The organism is Neoasaia chiangmaiensis (assembly GCF_002005465.1).
Classification (GTDB): Bacteria; Pseudomonadota; Alphaproteobacteria; order Acetobacterales; family Acetobacteraceae; genus Neoasaia; species Neoasaia chiangmaiensis.
Window position 1 is genome coordinate 701,933 of record NZ_CP014691.1, and the last position, 15,152, is coordinate 717,084.

Genomic DNA, 15,152 nt, shown 5'->3' on the forward strand with positions numbered 1-15,152 from the left:
CGTGGCATGACCCCCATTATCTCCAATCAAGCGGACTGCTTAGCCGGCCGCGCGACGACTGCCGATCCGCTCAACAGATGCCTGCTTCGTCTTCGTCGCCTTCGTGCCAGAAGCCTCGCTCATCAGCGAGCGCATTTCGCGCAGGAAGGACGAACCTTTCAGCGTGCGCTGCACCAGCACCGAGCGACGATCAAGCGGGTCGACCTTGCGACGGGCCAGATCCAGCTCGCCCAGACGGTCAAGGGCGCGGGTGATCGCCGGCTTCGACACGTGCAGGTCGGAGGCCAGACCACGAACGGTATGGGCACCTTCCTGAAGATAGCATGTCAGAAACACGCCGAGCTGGCGCGCGGACAGATCGGGACCATCCTTGCGCACCATGGACACGATGGTGTCCCGTAACAGGGTGAGCATTTGGTCATTCGTAGCCTGGGCCATAACGTATCCTCTCTTGCATTGGCGCAACCGCGCCGCACTATCGATCGTCGCCCAAGCCAGTCGCCTTTGTATCAAGCGGCACGCCTTGGGTGCGTGTTCATCTTCCGCGTCTTCTTGCCGCCTGACCGGCGGCGTAAGCTTCTTGGTTCCACTGAAACTGACCCTATAGTCAGCTTATGTGAAACGATCCACCTGCATATAGGTTCGATTACGCAATTGGTTCAGTTTCCCAAGATGAAGTTTTCGAGAAACTCGACAGTCCAACCTTCCGGTTTACTTAATAAACCGTAACAAAAATTGCGAAATTGCGCGTAGGGCCAGTGTCTCGCCACCTGCCGGACGCCCCGGTCGCGATGCGTCATTCCAGGCATACGTATCGATATGAGCCCAGTTTATCTGGGGTTTTACGAACCGACGAAGAAACAGCGCCGCCGTGATCGCACCCGCCATCGGCTTCTCGGCGACGTTTCCGATATCGGCAATTTTGCGGTCGAGCCATGCGTCATAACCATACCAGAGTGGCAAACGCCACAGATCATCTCCGACAACGCGCCCCGCTTCCAACAACATTTCGCAGACGAGATCGTCCGTACCAAACAGCGCCGGCAGATCCGGACCCAGCGCCACACGAGCCGCGCCCGTCAAAGTCGCCGCATCGAGAAGAAGATCGGGGGATGCCTCGCAAGCCTCGGTCAACAGATCGCAAAGAACCAGCCGCCCTTCCGCATCCGTATTGCCGATCTCGACATTGAGTCCAGCCCTTGTCGACAGGACGTCACCGGGTCGCATGGCATGTCCTGAAATGCTGTTCTCCACGCATCCCAACCGCAGTTCCAGCCGAACCGGCAGGTCTCGCGCCATCGCCACCATCGCCACAGCCAGCATCAGCGCCGCGCCGCCCATGTCCTTCTTCATGCGCAACATGCCGGCAGAGGGCTTGATGTCGTAACCGCCCGTGTCGAAACACACACCCTTTCCCACCAGCGAAATCAATGGGGCGTCAGCAGTCGCTCCACTTCCCTGCCAGCGCGACATGACGACATGCGCCGACCGGTCGGATCCCGCACCGACTGCTGCAAGACATGGGTAGGCCGCCGTTACCGCCGCCCCCGTCAGGATGCTTGTTTCCGCCCCGAAGGGAGCCAATGCATCCCGCGCCAGAGAGGCCAGTTCGGCCGGTCCAAGATGGTTGGCGGGCATATTGATGAGATCCCGGCCCAGCCAGATGGCACGCGCCATCGTCACGGCATCGTCCGTTCCGTCCGGCAAGACGAGCCGCACCGGGGCCGCTTCGCGCGTCCCCACCCGATAGGCATAGGCCTCCATGCAGAAGCCCAGCACGGCATCGTGCGCGAGCAATGCGACGCGCGACGCATCATATCCATCGAACGACAGGCGCCATGGTCCAGGCGGCAACGTCGTTGCCAGGGCGGCAAAGGCCAGAGGGTCATGCCTGTGCTCGGACGATACCACGATCACCGCGCTGTCAACGCCGCTCTCGCCCGGCACCAGCGCCACCTCGCCGGTCCGGCCGCCAAAGCCGTTTTCCCGGACATATTTCTCCGCCGGTCCCAACCATGCGGCAATCGACGCCGCGTTATCGACGACATGGACCACACGCGCATCCGGTGCATCGTCCAGGAGGCATATTGTCTTGGGATCATACATCTCGATTTTCCTGTCGCTTTCGCATGGCTCGATGTTCGCGCCGCCCGTTTTCGCGGGCATCACGCTTGCTTTTAACGCGTCCATGCGAAACCATCACCTCATGACGCGCAAACCAAGCGGATCGACCTTCTCGGACCGCCACCACACCATGCCGCGCCGCGTGCGCGCCGTGCTGGGGCCGACCAATACCGGCAAGACGCACTACGCCCTCGAACGCATGCTGGCCCACGCCTCGGGGATCATCGGCTTCCCGCTCAGACTTCTGGCGCGCGAGAATTACGAGCGCATGGTCGCGATCAAGGGTATCCGTGCTGTCGCGCTGATCACCGGCGAGGAAAAGATCGTCCCGCCCGGCGCGAAATGGATTTCCTGCACGACCGAAGCCATGCCTCTGAACCGGCAGGTGGAATTCGTCGCCATCGACGAAATCCAGCTTTGTGCCGATCCGGACCGTGGCCATATCTTCACCGACCGCCTTCTGAACGCACGCGGCATGGTGGAAACGCTCTTCCTCGGCGCGGAAACGATCCGCCCGCTCCTGCATCGCCTCGTCCCCGAAATCGAGATCGACACGCGCCCACGCCTGTCGCAGCTGATCGGCACGGGCCATACGAAGCTCTCCCGCCTCCCGGCGCGTTCGGCCATCGTCGCATTCTCCGCCGCAGACGTGTATGCCATCGCCGAAGCGATCCGTCAGCGTCGCGGCGGCTGCGCGATCGTCATGGGGCGCATGTCTCCCCGCACCCGCAATGCGCAGGTCCAACTCTACCAGAACAAGGAAGTCGATTATCTGGTGGCCACGGACGCCATCGGTATGGGCCTCAACATGGACGTCAACCATGTCGCCCTGGCAGCCCTGACCAAGTTCGACGGCACCACCATCCGTCCCCTCCGCCCACAGGAAATCGCCCAGATCGCCGGACGCGCCGGCCGCGGCACCCGCGATGGCACATTCGGCACGACGGCGGAGGCCCGCCCGATGAACGAGGCCACCGTGGAAGCTATCGAGGCGCATCGCTTCGACCCGTTATCGCGCCTCTACTGGCGCAACGGCCAACTGGACTTCACCAACCCGCGCACCCTCCTTGCCAGCCTGCACGCCCCGCCCCCCACGGCAGGGCTGACTGCCGGCCGACCCGCCACCGATCTCCTGACGCTCGAAGCCCTGGCGGAGGAACAGGATATCCTCGGCGCGACAACTGACCGCAAGGCGACGCAACTCCTGTGGGACGTCTGCCAGATTCCGGACTTTCGCAAACTGGGCGACGATTCCCATATCCGCCTCTGCCAGCGCCTGTTCTTTCATATCCTGCGTGAAGGAACCGTTCCGGATGCATGGCTGGAAAGCCATATTGCCGGCTTCGCCCGGACCGAAGGCGACATCGAGACACTGATGCATCGCCTGTCCGGCGTGCGTATCGCAGCCTACGTCGCGGCCCGCACGGACTGGACAGCCAAGGCAGCGCATTGGCAGGAACGTGCCCGCCATGTCGAGGATATGCTGTCGGACGCACTGCATGAACGCCTGACCGCCCGCTTCGTGGACCGACGCGCCACATCACTCCTGCGGCGCCTGGATTCCGATGGCGACCGGACACTGCTTTCCGCCGTCACAAACACAGGCGATGTCGTGGTTGAAGGCCATGCCGTCGGTCGCGTTGAAGGATTTGCGCTCAAGCCGCATTTCGCCGCTACCGGTCCGGAGCAGAGACTGATGCTGCGCGTCGGACGACGCGCGCTGCTACAGGAAATCCCACGCCGGATTCAGTCGCTGTCCGATGCGCCCGATTCCGAATTTGCCCTCTCACTGGAAGATGGCAGCCTGACATGGCAGACGGTGCTCATCGGCAGGCTGATCGGCTCGGCGACTGTTCTCGAACCGGATCTGCGCGTGCTGCAAGGCGAATTTCAGGACGCCAGACAACGCGATCGCGTTCAGGATCGTCTCAGGTCTTTCATGGAGACGGAAATTCGAACCGTTCTCGCGCCGCTCTTTGCCGCACGCGATGCGACAGCCGGCCATCCGCACCTGCGGGGCATCGTGCACCGCCTGATGGAGAACGGCGGGATCGTGCAGCGTCAGGCCGATGACCATGCCATTTCATCCGGCATGCACGCACATCTGCGCCGACTGGGCATTATCGTCGGTCACCTTGTCATCTACATGCCCGCTTTGCTCAAGCCGGGAGCCATGGCTTTACGCCACCTGCTTCTCTCCCTGCATGATGGCTGTCAGATCAGCGTTCCGCCGTCGCATCGCGTTGTCATGCCGATTGCCGACTTGGAAAAGAAAGAAGCCCCTTCACTGGCAACAAAGGAGACGGTCTCGCAAGCGACGTTACGACGCAACCTTGGCTGGCTCACCATCGACCCTTATCTTCTACGTATCGACGTCGCGGAACGTCTGCTTTCCGCTATCGGCGCACTTACCCGCGATGGTGACAGACCGGCCCCCGCGGATCTGGCATCACGATTTGGGCTCTCGCAGGATATCCTCATCTGCGCGCTCGATGCGCTGCACATTCGGCACCGGCAGGCGCATCCGCCCCACCCATCCTTCTATGGTCCCGCAGCTCCCCTCATGCTGCTGCACAAGGCGCGAAAGCAGAATCGAAGCAAGGTCGTTTCGCGTCCGCGCATGACCGGCAGAAAACAGCCATCTGCCGGTCATGCGCCAATCGATGGCCCCTTCGCGGCCCTGTCCGCCCTGCGCCGAAAGCTCTAGCCTATGACTGTTGCCTACCAGAGACTTGACCTATGGCTTTGGTATGCGCGCGTCGCCCGTCAACGAAGCGACTGCGCAGCACTCATCGCCAAAGGGAAAATCCGGATCAATCGACAGGCAACCACGAAGCCGCATGCCAAGGTTCATATCGGCGACGTGCTGACACTCCCGTCCCCCCGTCCCCCTGGCGTTCGGGTTCTTCGCGTCGTCGATCTCGGCATGCGGCGTGGATCGGCGACGGACGCCGCGTGCCTTTTCGACGAGATTGAGGAGACGACGTCACAGCCCGGCCATTCATCGAAAGAAGAATGAATCTGATGCTTGCCAGCGACGGCAAAGCCTCGCATACCACCGTTTTTCAGCCTTGGCGCAGAATATAGCCGCGCGTTCGTGGCAAGACAGTGCGCTACCGCAGGCCGCCTTGCGGCCTCATGACACGATCGGAGACGAACAATGACCTATGTGGTCACTGAAAACTGCATTCGCTGCAAATTCATGGACTGCGTGGAGGTTTGCCCGGTCGACTGCTTCTATGCGGGCGAGAACTTCCTCGTCATCAACCCGGATGAATGCATCGACTGCGGCGTATGCGAACCTGAATGCCCTGCGGAGGCGATCCTGCCGGATAGCGACGGGCGCGCGATGGCATGGCTGGAAACCAACAGCAAATATGCCGCCGTCTGGCCGAACATCACTCGAAAGGGCGAGCCGCCAGCCGACGCCGACGAATGGAAAGACAAGCCCAACAAGACCGAATTGCTGTCGCCCGAACCTCATAAGAACTGAGATCGAAGCGCCTAAAAAAAGGCCGGTGGGAACTCCCACCGGCCTTTTTTATTGAACTCTGCACCATGGCCGCGAGACCATGATGCAAGGAACGTCGAAAAATCAGCGCGACATCATGTTGATGCTGGTGTCATGCAGAATGAACAGCGTGCCACCAACGATAATCAGCACGCATGCCACGGCGAAGCAGAACGCCATGAGGTTCCAGCTCTGCTCCGAACTGCCGTTCATATGCAGGAAGAAAACCATATGGACGACAATCTGGACCACCGCGAGAAAAGCGATGACGCCGACAGTCGCGCCCGGCGAAATCACGTGCATCATGACGGCCGCAAAAGCGGCCGCCGTCAGCACGACGGAGATCACGAAGCCAATCAGATACGAGGCGTAGGAGCCGTGGCTCTCTCCGCTCTCGCCATTGGTCATGACGGTAGTCGGTGCTTGGCTCATCAGACAACACTCAACAGATAGACAAAGGTGAAGACGCAGATCCAGACGATGTCCAGAAAGTGCCAGAACAGGCTAAGACAGGTCAGCTTGCTCATGAAGCGCGGCGTGAACGACTGAGCGCCCAGGCTCTGGAACATCACCACCAGGATCCAGATCAGACCGGTGCTGACGTGCAGACCGTGCGTTGCCACCAGCGTGAAGAACGCCGACAGGAATGCACTGCGATCCGGCCCGTTTCCTTCCGCGATCATGTGCGTGAATTCGCGAATCTCAAGACCCACGAACGACAGACCCAGAACGAACGTCACGGCCAACCAGAAGAGGAAGCCGCCCTTCTTGTGCGACAGCGCATTCAGCGCGCCGAACCCGAAGGTGATGGAGCTGAGCAGAAGAATACCGGTCTCCAGGGCAACACCCGGGAGTTCGAACACTTCCTTGCCGGTCGGACCGCCAGCGAACTGGTTGTGCAGCACGGCAAAGGCGGCGAACAGCGTGCCGAAGAGCACGCAGTCCGTCATCAGGTAAACCCAGAACCCGAACACCACAGGTGACTCATGGTGATCGTGACTATGGTTATCGGTTTCCGCCAAGGGCGGCATTGTTGCTTGATTTGCCATTGTTACTCTGCCGCCTGTGCCATCAGTCTACGGGACTGCTCTTCCTGGTCGCGCGTGATGTCGCTCACCGGCACATAGTAATCGATGTCGAGATTGCTGCTGCGCAGGATGACCGTCGCGAAGACGCCAACCAGACCCAGCGCCGCAAGCCACCAGATATACCAGATCGCACCAAACCCGATCAGGAAGCTGAAGAAGCCGACAAAGAAGCCCGCAGCCGTGTTCTTCGGCATGTGGATTTCATGCAGCGGCTTGTTCGTGCCACGCTGGCCAAGCTGCTTTTCCGTGTGGAAGCTGTCGATGCCATGAATGTCGGGAATGACAGCGAAGTTGTAAGCCGGCGGGGGCGAGGAGATCGACCACTCCAGCGTACGACCGTTCCACGGATCGCCCGTGAAATCGCGGCTCTCAGCCAGATTACGATCACGGAACGTGACGTAAAGCTGGATAAGCTGACATGCCACACCGCAAGCGATCGTCAGCACGCCCACTTCGGCGATCAGCATCTGAACGTGCCAGTCGGCATTGTCGTAATGGTTCATACGACGGGTCATACCTTCGAAACCGGCGATGTAGAGCGGAACGAACGCCAGGTAGAAGCCGATGAACCAGCAGAAGAACGCGCGCTTGCCCCAGGTCTCGTTCATCTTGAACCCGAATACCTTCGGGAACCAGAAGTTCATGCCCGCGACATAGCCGAAATACACACCGCCGATGATGACGTTATGGAAGTGAGCGATCAAGAACAACGAGTTATGCAACACCCAGTCGGCAGCCGGCATGGCCAGCATGACGCCCGTCATACCACCGATGGAGAAGGTAATCATGAACCCGATCGTCCAATACATGGTCGAATGGAATTCGATGCGACCCTTATACATGGTGAAGAGCCAGTTGAAGATCTTCACACCCGTCGGCACGGCGATGACCATCGTCATGATGCCGAAGAACGCATTGACGTTTGGACCAGCGCCCATCGTGAAGAAGTGGTGCACCCACACGATGAAGGACAGAACCATGATGGCCATGGTCGCATAGACCATGATGCGATAGCCGAAGAGAGGCTTGCGCGAGAACGTCGAGGTTACTTCCGAGAACACACCGAACGCCGGGATCACGAGGATATACACCTCAGGATGGCCCCAGGCCCAGATCATGCTCAGATACAGCATCACACTGCCGCCACCATCGTTGGTGAAGAAGTGCATGCCAAGATAGCGATCGAGCGACAGACAGCCGAGCGTCACGGTCAGGACCGGGAAGGCCACCATAATCAGCACTGTGGTACAGAAGGCCGTCCACGTGAAGATCGGCATCTGCATCCAGCCCATGCCCGGCGCGCGCATCTTCACGATCGTCGTGTAGAAGTTCACACCCGTCAGCAACGTGCCGATACCCGAAAGCTGCACGGCCCAGATATAGTAGTCGACGCCGACGCCCGGGCTGAACTGCATCTCGGACAGTGGCGGATAGACCAGCCAGCCGCACTGAGCGAATTCACCGATGAACAGCGAGACGTTGATCAGTACCGCGCTGATCGTAGTCATCCAGAAGCTCAGCGAGTTCAGGAACGGAAAAGCCACGTCACGTGCGCCGATCTGTAGCGGCACCACAATGTTCAGCAGACCCGTCATGAACGCCATGGCCATGAAGAAGATCATGATCGTGCCATGCGCGGAGAAAATCTGGTCGTAGTGATGCGGCGGCAGGTATCCGGGGTTGCCGGCATAAGCCAGCGCCAGCTGCGTGCGCATCATCAGGGCGTCCGCGAAGCCGCGAACGAGCATGACCAGGGCGAGCACGATGTACATCACGCCCAGGCGCTTGTGGTCGACCGAGGTCAACCATTCGCGCCAGAGATAGCCCCATTTACCATAGTAAGTGATCAAGCCGAGAACGGCGAGACCCGCCACGGCGACACCGATGAAGGTGCCGACGAGGATCGGCACATCCAATGGGATGGCCGAGAATGTCAACTTGCCGAGCATTGTGCCTTATTCCTTCATCTGCATGTCGGACATGGCGGACTGCATGTGCATCACTTTGCCCGTGCTCTTATCGATGACCGTGCCGTTATTGTATTTGGCCACGATGCCATCGAACAAACCGGGCTGCACATGTGCGAAGTACTGTACCGGAGCCGCTTCCTGCGGCGCGGCGATCTTCGGATAATCGGCGCTGTCCAGCGTGTCGGACGTCGCCTTGATCTTGTCGACCCAGGCATTGAATTCATTGCCGGGCATCGCCAGCGTACGGAACTTCATGTCCGAGAAGCCGCGACCGCTGTAATGCGCTGCTTCACCCTGATAATCGCCCGCTTCCGACGCCATCAGATGCAGCTGCGTCTGCATGCCGGCCATCGAGTAGATCATCGAGCCAAGACGGGGAATGAAGAACGACGTCATAACCGCATCGGAGGTGATGCGGAAGTTGACCGGCGTATTCACGGGAATGGCAAGCTGGTTGATCGTCGCAATCCCTTGGTCGGGATAGATGAACAGCCACTTCCAGTCCAGCGATACAACCTCGACGTTCAAGGGCTTCTGCGGTGCCGCATCGGCCGTCGCCGTCGTCGTCAGGCGACGATACGGGTCAAGTGCATAGGTCGACCACAAGCTGAGACCGCCCAGGACAAGAATGATGACCGCAGGCGCACCCCAGACGAAAATTTCGATCTTCGTCGAGTGATCCCAGTTCGGCAGATACTCGGCCTTCGTGTTCGACTCGCGGTATGTCCACGCATAGTAAAGCGTCAGCCCGATCACCGGCAGAACGATGGCGAGCATGACCAGCGCCTCGATCACGATGATGTTGCGCTCCGTCATGCCGACCGGTCCGCGCGGGTCCAGCACGTCGAGGGTGCAACCCGGCAGAAGCAGTGCCGGCGCCAGCGGCAGAAGCCGCCGCAATTTCGGCAAAATTCTATTATTCATAATTGGCCCCGCTCATTGGTCCGACGACCGGACCGTGTCGCGACGGACTATCGCTACAGCCGACCGAAGCACGGTCGCTTGTGGCGATAGCGTTGTCAGAGAATGTCACGCCATCCCTCCTATACCGGCGATGAACGTGCTGCGCCCGGCCATAGGAACCATTAACCCGCCTGCCTTTACGCATCGACGCAAAGCAGGCGCACCAAAGGTTCCACTGAACACAGTACGTCGCATCGTTTTTCGCTCCATTCCGCCGAACCCTGAAAATATCGCCGCGAGACAGCGAAACGATCAGGATCGACGCGCGCTGGGCCTCAGTGCCCAAGCTCTGCCTGCTGTAATCTGCCTGATCGGCGGTCAAAGCAAGCACTCTTCCGCGATGAAGCTCCGACAAGGGGCAACGCGCAAAAGAAACAAATCGTTATATATCAGCGCGTTAGAAGGCACCGATAAGACGACCCTTCTTATTCTTTCCGATTTTTAAGGTTTACGTCGTCGAACCGTATAGCTTGACATGTATTGGGACCAGCTTGGTCTGAATAAAAAAAGGCGCGGTGAGGTTGACCTCGCCACGCCTTCTTCCAACTAAGTTGAAATATACTTAGTTGTTATTGCTAGAACGCACGCCCATGAACTGCATGAGGAAAGTAAACAGGTTGATAAAGTTCAGATACAATCCAAGCGCATCGTAAACACTGCGCTTCGCCACTTCATCAGCACCAGCATAGGCCATGTATTGCAGATAGACAGCACGAATGCGTTGTGTGTCGAAAGCTGTCATCAGCGTGAAAATACCAACACCAGCAATGCTGACGATGAAAGCCACCTCCGAACTGCGCAGGAAAATGTTCACGACCATCGCGATCAGCAGACCAATCATGCCCATGAACAGAAACGAACCCATGCTGCTCAGGTCACGCCGCGTGGTATAGCCCCACAGAGACATGGCGCCGAAAGTTGCTGCCGACACGAAGAAAGCCCGCGCTACGGATTCTCCGGTATAGACCATGAGGATATTCGAGAGACTCGCGCCCATCACGGCGCAGAAAGCCCAGAACAATGCCTGTGCTGCCTGTCGCGAAAGCCGGTTGACGCCAAACGACATCACCATGACGAAGGCCAGCGGCGCAAACATCGCAAGCATGCCAAGGCCCGTCGGGCGAAGCGCTAGCCCGCCTGACATCGTTTGCACGACATGAAAGAAAAGATCGCGCAGCGACGTCTCCGCAACGGCATAAGCCACCAAACCGGTCAGCGCCAGGCCAGCAGCCATCCAGTTGTAAACACGGAGCATATAGGCACGAAGCCCGACATCAACCGTGTCAAAACTCGCGGCCGCCCCATAACGGTTCTGGTCGCCAGAACGAGAATTGGGAATGAAAGCCATAACACCCTTTCCTAGACCAGAGAATTCCAGTCAGTCTTACAAGCAATGTGGCGCTTTTTCCATGAGGGTCAAGTTCGGCACCGGGATCAACGCATGCGAAAAGGGGCTAGGCACAAAATGTAATCATGCCATGCTGCGTCCGCGATCCCGTCAAGGAGCCGACCAGCCGATGCGCCTTTTCACCGCACTCGACATAGCGCCGCCACAGAAAAAGGTGCTCGCCAGCATGCGCGGCAGTCTGCCGGGCGCCATATGGCTTCCCCCGGAAAGCTATCATGTCACGCTGCGTTTTCTGGGAGAAATCGAAAGCCGACATACAGCCGAAGAGATTGATTTCGCCCTGTCTCGCATCACGGCAGTCCCCTTCGCTCTCCAACTCAACGGTACGGGGCTGACCACCACAGGGCGCGGGCGCAAATTGTGGATCGGCGTCGAGCGATCCGATGAACTTCTGCGCTTGCAGGCACGGATCGAATCAGCCCTCCGGCGGATCGGGCTGGTGCCAGACAAGCGACGTTTTCAGCCCCATGTCGTGATCGCGCATCTTCCCGACGATACGTTGGTCGAACGCTGGATGCAAATCCATAACCTGGGACGGTACGACCCAATGCCGATAGACCGTTTCGCGCTGTTCGAATCCCATCGCGGCCCTGATGCGCCGCATTATGAAAATTGTGCTGAATATCTCCTGGACCCGAAAGCGGTTTCTCTCGTTCACCCCGCATGAATAATCAGCCAGATCCGTCCACGACCGAACGCCTCGATGCGCTCGTTCGCGAAGTCCGCGCCTGTCGCGTCTGCGCGGAACACCTACCTCTCGGCCCACGTCCTCTCATTCATGTTTCGACAAGGGCCCGTATCCTCATTGCCAGTCAGGCACCCGGAACCAAGGCTCATCTGAGCGGGAAATCATTTTACGATCCCTCCGGCAATCGACTCAGGGAATGGCTGAATCTCACGTCGGAACAGTTCTACGACACGAGCAAGGTCGCCATCCTGCCCATGGGACTATGTTATCCCGGGCGTCTGCCGAATGGTGGGGACAGGCCACCCAGACCAGAATGTGCGCCAATATGGCGGGACCGTGTCCTGGCGCTTATGCCCAGCCTGCGATTAACCTTACTCGTTGGCAGCTACAGTCAGGCGCATGTGCTTGGTCGAGGCTCGGTTTCCGACCGTGTGGCGCATTTTCACGACTACCTCCCGCGCTACTTCCCTCTTCCACACCCGTCCTGGCGAACCGGGGTTTGGGAAAAGCGCGCACCCTGGTTTCAGGCCGAGGTCATTCCCGCCTTGCGGACGATCGTGCACGATATTCTGAGTGACGACGATCAGGTGTGATAAGTACGCCATTGCTGCGCGACGTCATTGACGAAGCCTTCGATCCCCGAAAACAGAATCTGAATCCCGATGCATAAGAGGATAAGCGCCGCCAGCCGGCTGACGATGCGCGCGCCCGTAACGCCGAGCAATGCGACGATCCTCTCGGCATAGGCATAGACGATCCCGACCGTAACCGAGATGCAGATCACCGCCAGCGTCAGTCCCATGAAATAGGCTGGCCGGGGATCAACAGCCGGGCGTTCCGAGCTTAAGGCGATCGCCACCGAAATACTGCCGGGCCCGACAGTGAACGGCATCGCGAATGGAAAGAACGCCTTGTCCCGGAGATCCGGCGTTGCAACCGTGCGGCCTCCCTGCAACGCCTGCCGCTCCTTGCGGGCTTCGCTCTCTTCTGGCTCCTGCAGCATGCTCCAGGCTCGCGTAGCGACAACGAGACCGCCTGTCACACGCAATGCATTGATCGTGATACCGAAAAAAGTCAGAATCTCGCCGCCAAACCAGATCGAAACCATCAGGACGACGAAAGAATAGAACGCCACCAGACGCGCGAGCGATACGACCTCCGGCCGCGCGCGCCCCATTGTCGCCTGCGCAAAGATCAGGGATGCGCCAAGGGGATTGACGATCGAAAACAGTGCCGAATACGCCATAAGCCAGATGGACGACACATATTGCAGGCCGATGTTTTCCGTTACGACATGCGAAGTGACCATCAGCCCGAGCCGTCACGTGTCCGTATGTCAGACGCCACGAAGCGGTTCTGCCGCAATCCGCGCTGGATACGACGTTTCTCGCTGCTGAGAACCGCCTGTATGGCCTTGATATCTTGTGCCAGGCAGCAGAGCGTCCCGCCAATGCCTGCGCCATTCGGGCACACCGTCATCCCGATATCATGATAGACGCCGATCAACGATTGTCCCACGCGAATGAAGGCCGGATGGCGCCCTTCCTGCAAGGCGAGATCGCGCAGGCGCCAGATCGCCGCGACACAGTCACGCTCCGCGCCCGCGGGATCGCCCAGTCCAATGATGAAACGGCCGGTTCGCAGGAATGGAATGCCCGCGCGCCCGCCTTCACCCAGCAGGAAGCCACTCGGACGACGGGGCCCCAACTCATCCAGCGCATGATCGAGCGACCGGTAGCAGAGTTCGCTCTCCTGATCCCAGGGGCGAATGGGGATGTGACCACGCCGCATCATCTGCCCGATCGCGATAAGGCCCAGGAGCGCGGAAATACCGAGTGCCCACCGCGCGACGGACGTATGCGCGTCGTAGATCAGGGAGCGCCACCACGCCTGCCCGAAATGACCGCGTAATGCAAAGAGGCCCACTGTCGCCAGGCTGAAGAACCATAACGTCACCGGCGCGATCATGCTGGGCCGCAAGGGCTCGACCAGCAGACGCGCCCTTCGGTAGTAACAGCCGCGAAACGGCGCGATCAGGAACATCACAAGCATGAGCGACAGCGGCACGCCGAGCGGCGCTTCCCGCAGCAGGACCAGAAGGATCGCAAATCCCAGCAGGCAAAGCGTCGCGCGCCAGGCCAACGTCACGCGCTGGGACAGGCCGATCGCCAGACCAACAAGCCCAACACCGACAAAGCAGAGCAGGAAGTCGGAAAACTGCGGCAACCAGCGCCCGACGATGGATATCTGATACACGTGCGGCGGCACGAGAACGGCATAGAAGACCAGCAGAATGCCGGTCGCAGCGACGACCCCCGTTGCGACGGCAACCGAGAAATCCGCCTCGGATTCCCGGATCACCTGGCTCGGCCGACGCGGTCCACGATCGGGCGACGCAACACCACGCTTGCGCGCCAGAGCGGCGTCGCCACGCAGGAACAGTTCATGCCCCGCGAACATCAGCCCGGCGAGAATCAGGGGAATGATGTAGTAGAACAGCCGGAAAACGAGGATCGTGCCCAGAATACGCGAAGCTGGGAGATAGGGCCCGAGCGCCAGCATCATCGCACCGTCGAAAACGCCGAGACCGCCCGGAACGCTGGCTACCAGTCCCGCCGTATATGACGCGATATAGATCGCCAGAAACGCGCCAAACCCCATGGGCGTGCCACTCGGCAGAAGCACATAGGCGATCAACGCCGTGGCCGCCATATCCGCTGCACTGACAAAGACCTGTGCTATGGCAATTCCGATATGCGGCACATCGATCTGATAGCGCCCGACCCGGATTTCCCGCCAGCGCACCGCGGCACCGATATAAGCCAGAATGGCCAGCCAGCTGGCAGCACCGGCGACCTGCAGGACGGCACGCGGCAGACGATCCAGCAGTGGAACATGCTCGGGCTCCAGCAGCAGAACGCCGCCGATCAGCGCAAGTGTTCCAAGGAGATACGTCGTCGAACAGAACGCGATGATCTGCGCAATCCCGCCGGCACTTACCCCCCAATTGCGATAAAGCCGGAAGCGTACCGCCGCTCCGGAAATCGCGGAACAACCGAGATTATGCGACAGTACATACGAGCAGAATGCCGCAAAAGCACTCCGCCGATAAGGCTGCCGCGCCTCAACGTGACGACATGCGAGATAGTCGTAAAACGTCAGGATGAAATAGGATAGCAGCGTGCATGCCGCGCCGAGCATCAGTGCGCGATCCGGTATCGCCCGCAACGCCGAGCGGACATCCGCGATCGACAGATGTCTGAGTTCGCGCTGGATGACGAAGAAGGCCGCGACAAGCAACACGATCCCCAACAGCGCCGGCAGACGATGCAACAGCATGCGTCCGCGCGATGCACGGTCGGGACAGGTCTTCACCTCAGGGGTGTCGGCCCGCATGCGG

15 protein-coding genes are annotated in these 15,152 nt (G+C 59.6%); 6 read left to right on the top strand and 9 right to left on the bottom strand.

Annotation, left to right across the window (positions count from 1 at the left end; translation table 11 throughout):
• Positions 1-39 precede the first annotated feature (39 nt).
• Both A0U93_RS03355 and A0U93_RS03360 read right to left on the bottom strand, forming a co-directional pair.
• Positions 40-438, bottom strand: a complete 399-nt coding sequence (locus A0U93_RS03355) for a MarR family transcriptional regulator (protein WP_077806094.1) — start codon at positions 436-438, stop codon at positions 40-42.
• A 273-nt stretch (positions 439-711) separates the two neighbouring features.
• Positions 712-2,106, bottom strand: coding sequence for a leucyl aminopeptidase family protein (locus tag A0U93_RS03360; protein WP_077806095.1), 1,395 nt, complete (start codon positions 2,104-2,106; stop codon positions 712-714).
• A gap of 100 nt (positions 2,107-2,206) precedes the next feature.
• Between A0U93_RS03360 and A0U93_RS03365 the strand changes: the two genes are divergently transcribed.
• From A0U93_RS03365 to fdxA, 3 genes are all read left to right on the top strand, one after another.
• Positions 2,207-4,831 carry a helicase-related protein gene (locus A0U93_RS03365; RefSeq protein ID WP_077808300.1) on the top strand — a complete coding sequence of 875 codons (2,625 nt, stop codon included), beginning with the start codon at positions 2,207-2,209 and terminating at the stop codon, positions 4,829-4,831.
• 3 nt (positions 4,832-4,834) lie between these two features.
• Positions 4,835-5,143 carry an RNA-binding S4 domain-containing protein gene (locus tag A0U93_RS03370; protein WP_077806096.1) on the top strand — a complete coding sequence of 103 codons (309 nt, stop codon included), beginning with the start codon at positions 4,835-4,837 and terminating at the stop codon, positions 5,141-5,143.
• 141 nt (positions 5,144-5,284) lie between these two features.
• Positions 5,285-5,617, top strand: coding sequence for a ferredoxin FdxA (fdxA, locus tag A0U93_RS03375; protein ID WP_077806097.1), 333 nt, complete (start codon positions 5,285-5,287; stop codon positions 5,615-5,617).
• A gap of 102 nt (positions 5,618-5,719) precedes the next feature.
• On the opposite strand, the gene cyoD is transcribed toward fdxA, so the two are convergent.
• The 4 genes from cyoD to cyoA are packed head-to-tail and all read right to left on the bottom strand — an operon-like array spanning position 5,720 to position 9,617.
• Positions 5,720-6,067 (bottom strand): cytochrome o ubiquinol oxidase subunit IV, encoded by a 348-nt coding sequence (cyoD, locus tag A0U93_RS03380; protein ID WP_077806098.1) that lies wholly within the window; start codon positions 6,065-6,067, stop codon positions 5,720-5,722.
• The gene (gene cyoC, locus A0U93_RS03385; RefSeq protein ID WP_077806099.1) at positions 6,067-6,684 is read right to left on the bottom strand and encodes a cytochrome o ubiquinol oxidase subunit III; all 618 of its coding nucleotides are present in this window, start codon (positions 6,682-6,684) and stop codon (positions 6,067-6,069) included. Before cyoC ends, cyoD begins: the two co-directional genes overlap by 1 nt.
• A gap of 2 nt (positions 6,685-6,686) precedes the next feature.
• On the bottom strand, positions 6,687-8,672 hold the full coding sequence (gene cyoB, locus A0U93_RS03390) for a cytochrome o ubiquinol oxidase subunit I (protein ID WP_077806100.1): 1,986 nt from the start codon (positions 8,670-8,672) through the stop codon (positions 6,687-6,689).
• A 6-nt stretch (positions 8,673-8,678) separates the two neighbouring features.
• Positions 8,679-9,617, bottom strand: a complete 939-nt coding sequence (gene cyoA, locus A0U93_RS03395) for a ubiquinol oxidase subunit II (RefSeq protein WP_077806101.1) — start codon at positions 9,615-9,617, stop codon at positions 8,679-8,681.
• 130 nt (positions 9,618-9,747) lie between these two features.
• Between cyoA and A0U93_RS16110 the strand changes: the two genes are divergently transcribed.
• Entirely contained in the window at positions 9,748-10,101 is a 354-nt protein-coding gene (locus tag A0U93_RS16110) for a hypothetical protein (protein WP_149026862.1), read from the top strand.
• A gap of 117 nt (positions 10,102-10,218) precedes the next feature.
• Here the strand turns inward: A0U93_RS16110 and A0U93_RS03400 are convergent, their stop codons facing one another.
• A complete protein-coding gene (locus tag A0U93_RS03400) occupies positions 10,219-11,004 on the bottom strand; it encodes a Bax inhibitor-1/YccA family protein (protein ID WP_077806102.1) in 786 nt (261 codons plus the stop codon).
• A 169-nt stretch (positions 11,005-11,173) separates the two neighbouring features.
• On the opposite strand from A0U93_RS03400, the gene thpR reads away from it, so the two are divergent.
• Together thpR and A0U93_RS03410 are read left to right on the top strand one after the other, a co-directional pair.
• On the top strand, positions 11,174-11,731 hold the full coding sequence (gene thpR / locus A0U93_RS03405; RefSeq protein ID WP_077808301.1) for an RNA 2',3'-cyclic phosphodiesterase: 558 nt from the start codon (positions 11,174-11,176) through the stop codon (positions 11,729-11,731).
• Complete coding sequence (locus tag A0U93_RS03410; RefSeq protein WP_077806103.1) at positions 11,728-12,345, top strand: uracil-DNA glycosylase family protein; 618 nt, start codon at positions 11,728-11,730, stop codon at positions 12,343-12,345. The genes thpR and A0U93_RS03410 overlap by 4 nt, the downstream gene beginning before the upstream one ends.
• Here the strand turns inward: A0U93_RS03410 and A0U93_RS03415 are convergent.
• Positions 12,336-13,061, bottom strand: a complete 726-nt coding sequence (locus A0U93_RS03415; protein ID WP_077806104.1) for a MarC family protein — start codon at positions 13,059-13,061, stop codon at positions 12,336-12,338. The genes A0U93_RS03410 and A0U93_RS03415 overlap by 10 nt on opposite strands.
• On the bottom strand, positions 13,061-15,148 hold the full coding sequence (locus A0U93_RS03420; RefSeq protein WP_077806105.1) for a lysylphosphatidylglycerol synthase domain-containing protein: 2,088 nt from the start codon (positions 15,146-15,148) through the stop codon (positions 13,061-13,063). The genes A0U93_RS03415 and A0U93_RS03420 overlap by 1 nt, the downstream gene beginning before the upstream one ends.
• Positions 15,149-15,152: the final 4 nt, after the last annotated feature.

Bases quoted from the DNA above. Each gene is read 5' to 3' on its own strand.
- A0U93_RS03355 (WP_077806094.1), bottom strand. From the start codon at position 438: ATGGCCCAGGCTACGAATGACCAAATGCTCACCCTGTTACGGGACACC.
- A0U93_RS03360 (WP_077806095.1), bottom strand. From the start codon at position 2,106: ATGTATGATCCCAAGACAATATGCCTCCTGGACGATGCACCGGATGCG.
- A0U93_RS03365 (WP_077808300.1), top strand. From the start codon at position 2,207: ATGACGCGCAAACCAAGCGGATCGACCTTCTCGGACCGCCACCACACC.
- A0U93_RS03370 (WP_077806096.1), top strand. From the start codon at position 4,835: ATGACTGTTGCCTACCAGAGACTTGACCTATGGCTTTGGTATGCGCGC.
- fdxA (WP_077806097.1), top strand. From the start codon at position 5,285: ATGACCTATGTGGTCACTGAAAACTGCATTCGCTGCAAATTCATGGAC.
- cyoD (WP_077806098.1), bottom strand. From the start codon at position 6,067: ATGAGCCAAGCACCGACTACCGTCATGACCAATGGCGAGAGCGGAGAG.
- cyoC (WP_077806099.1), bottom strand. From the start codon at position 6,684: ATGGCAAATCAAGCAACAATGCCGCCCTTGGCGGAAACCGATAACCAT.
- cyoB (WP_077806100.1), bottom strand. From the start codon at position 8,672: ATGCTCGGCAAGTTGACATTCTCGGCCATCCCATTGGATGTGCCGATC.
- cyoA (WP_077806101.1), bottom strand. From the start codon at position 9,617: ATGAATAATAGAATTTTGCCGAAATTGCGGCGGCTTCTGCCGCTGGCG.
- A0U93_RS16110 (WP_149026862.1), top strand. From the start codon at position 9,748: ATGAACGTGCTGCGCCCGGCCATAGGAACCATTAACCCGCCTGCCTTT.
- A0U93_RS03400 (WP_077806102.1), bottom strand. From the start codon at position 11,004: ATGGCTTTCATTCCCAATTCTCGTTCTGGCGACCAGAACCGTTATGGG.
- thpR (WP_077808301.1), top strand. From the start codon at position 11,174: ATGCGCCTTTTCACCGCACTCGACATAGCGCCGCCACAGAAAAAGGTG.
- A0U93_RS03410 (WP_077806103.1), top strand. From the start codon at position 11,728: ATGAATAATCAGCCAGATCCGTCCACGACCGAACGCCTCGATGCGCTC.
- A0U93_RS03415 (WP_077806104.1), bottom strand. From the start codon at position 13,061: ATGGTCACTTCGCATGTCGTAACGGAAAACATCGGCCTGCAATATGTG.
- A0U93_RS03420 (WP_077806105.1), bottom strand. From the start codon at position 15,148: ATGCGGGCCGACACCCCTGAGGTGAAGACCTGTCCCGACCGTGCATCG.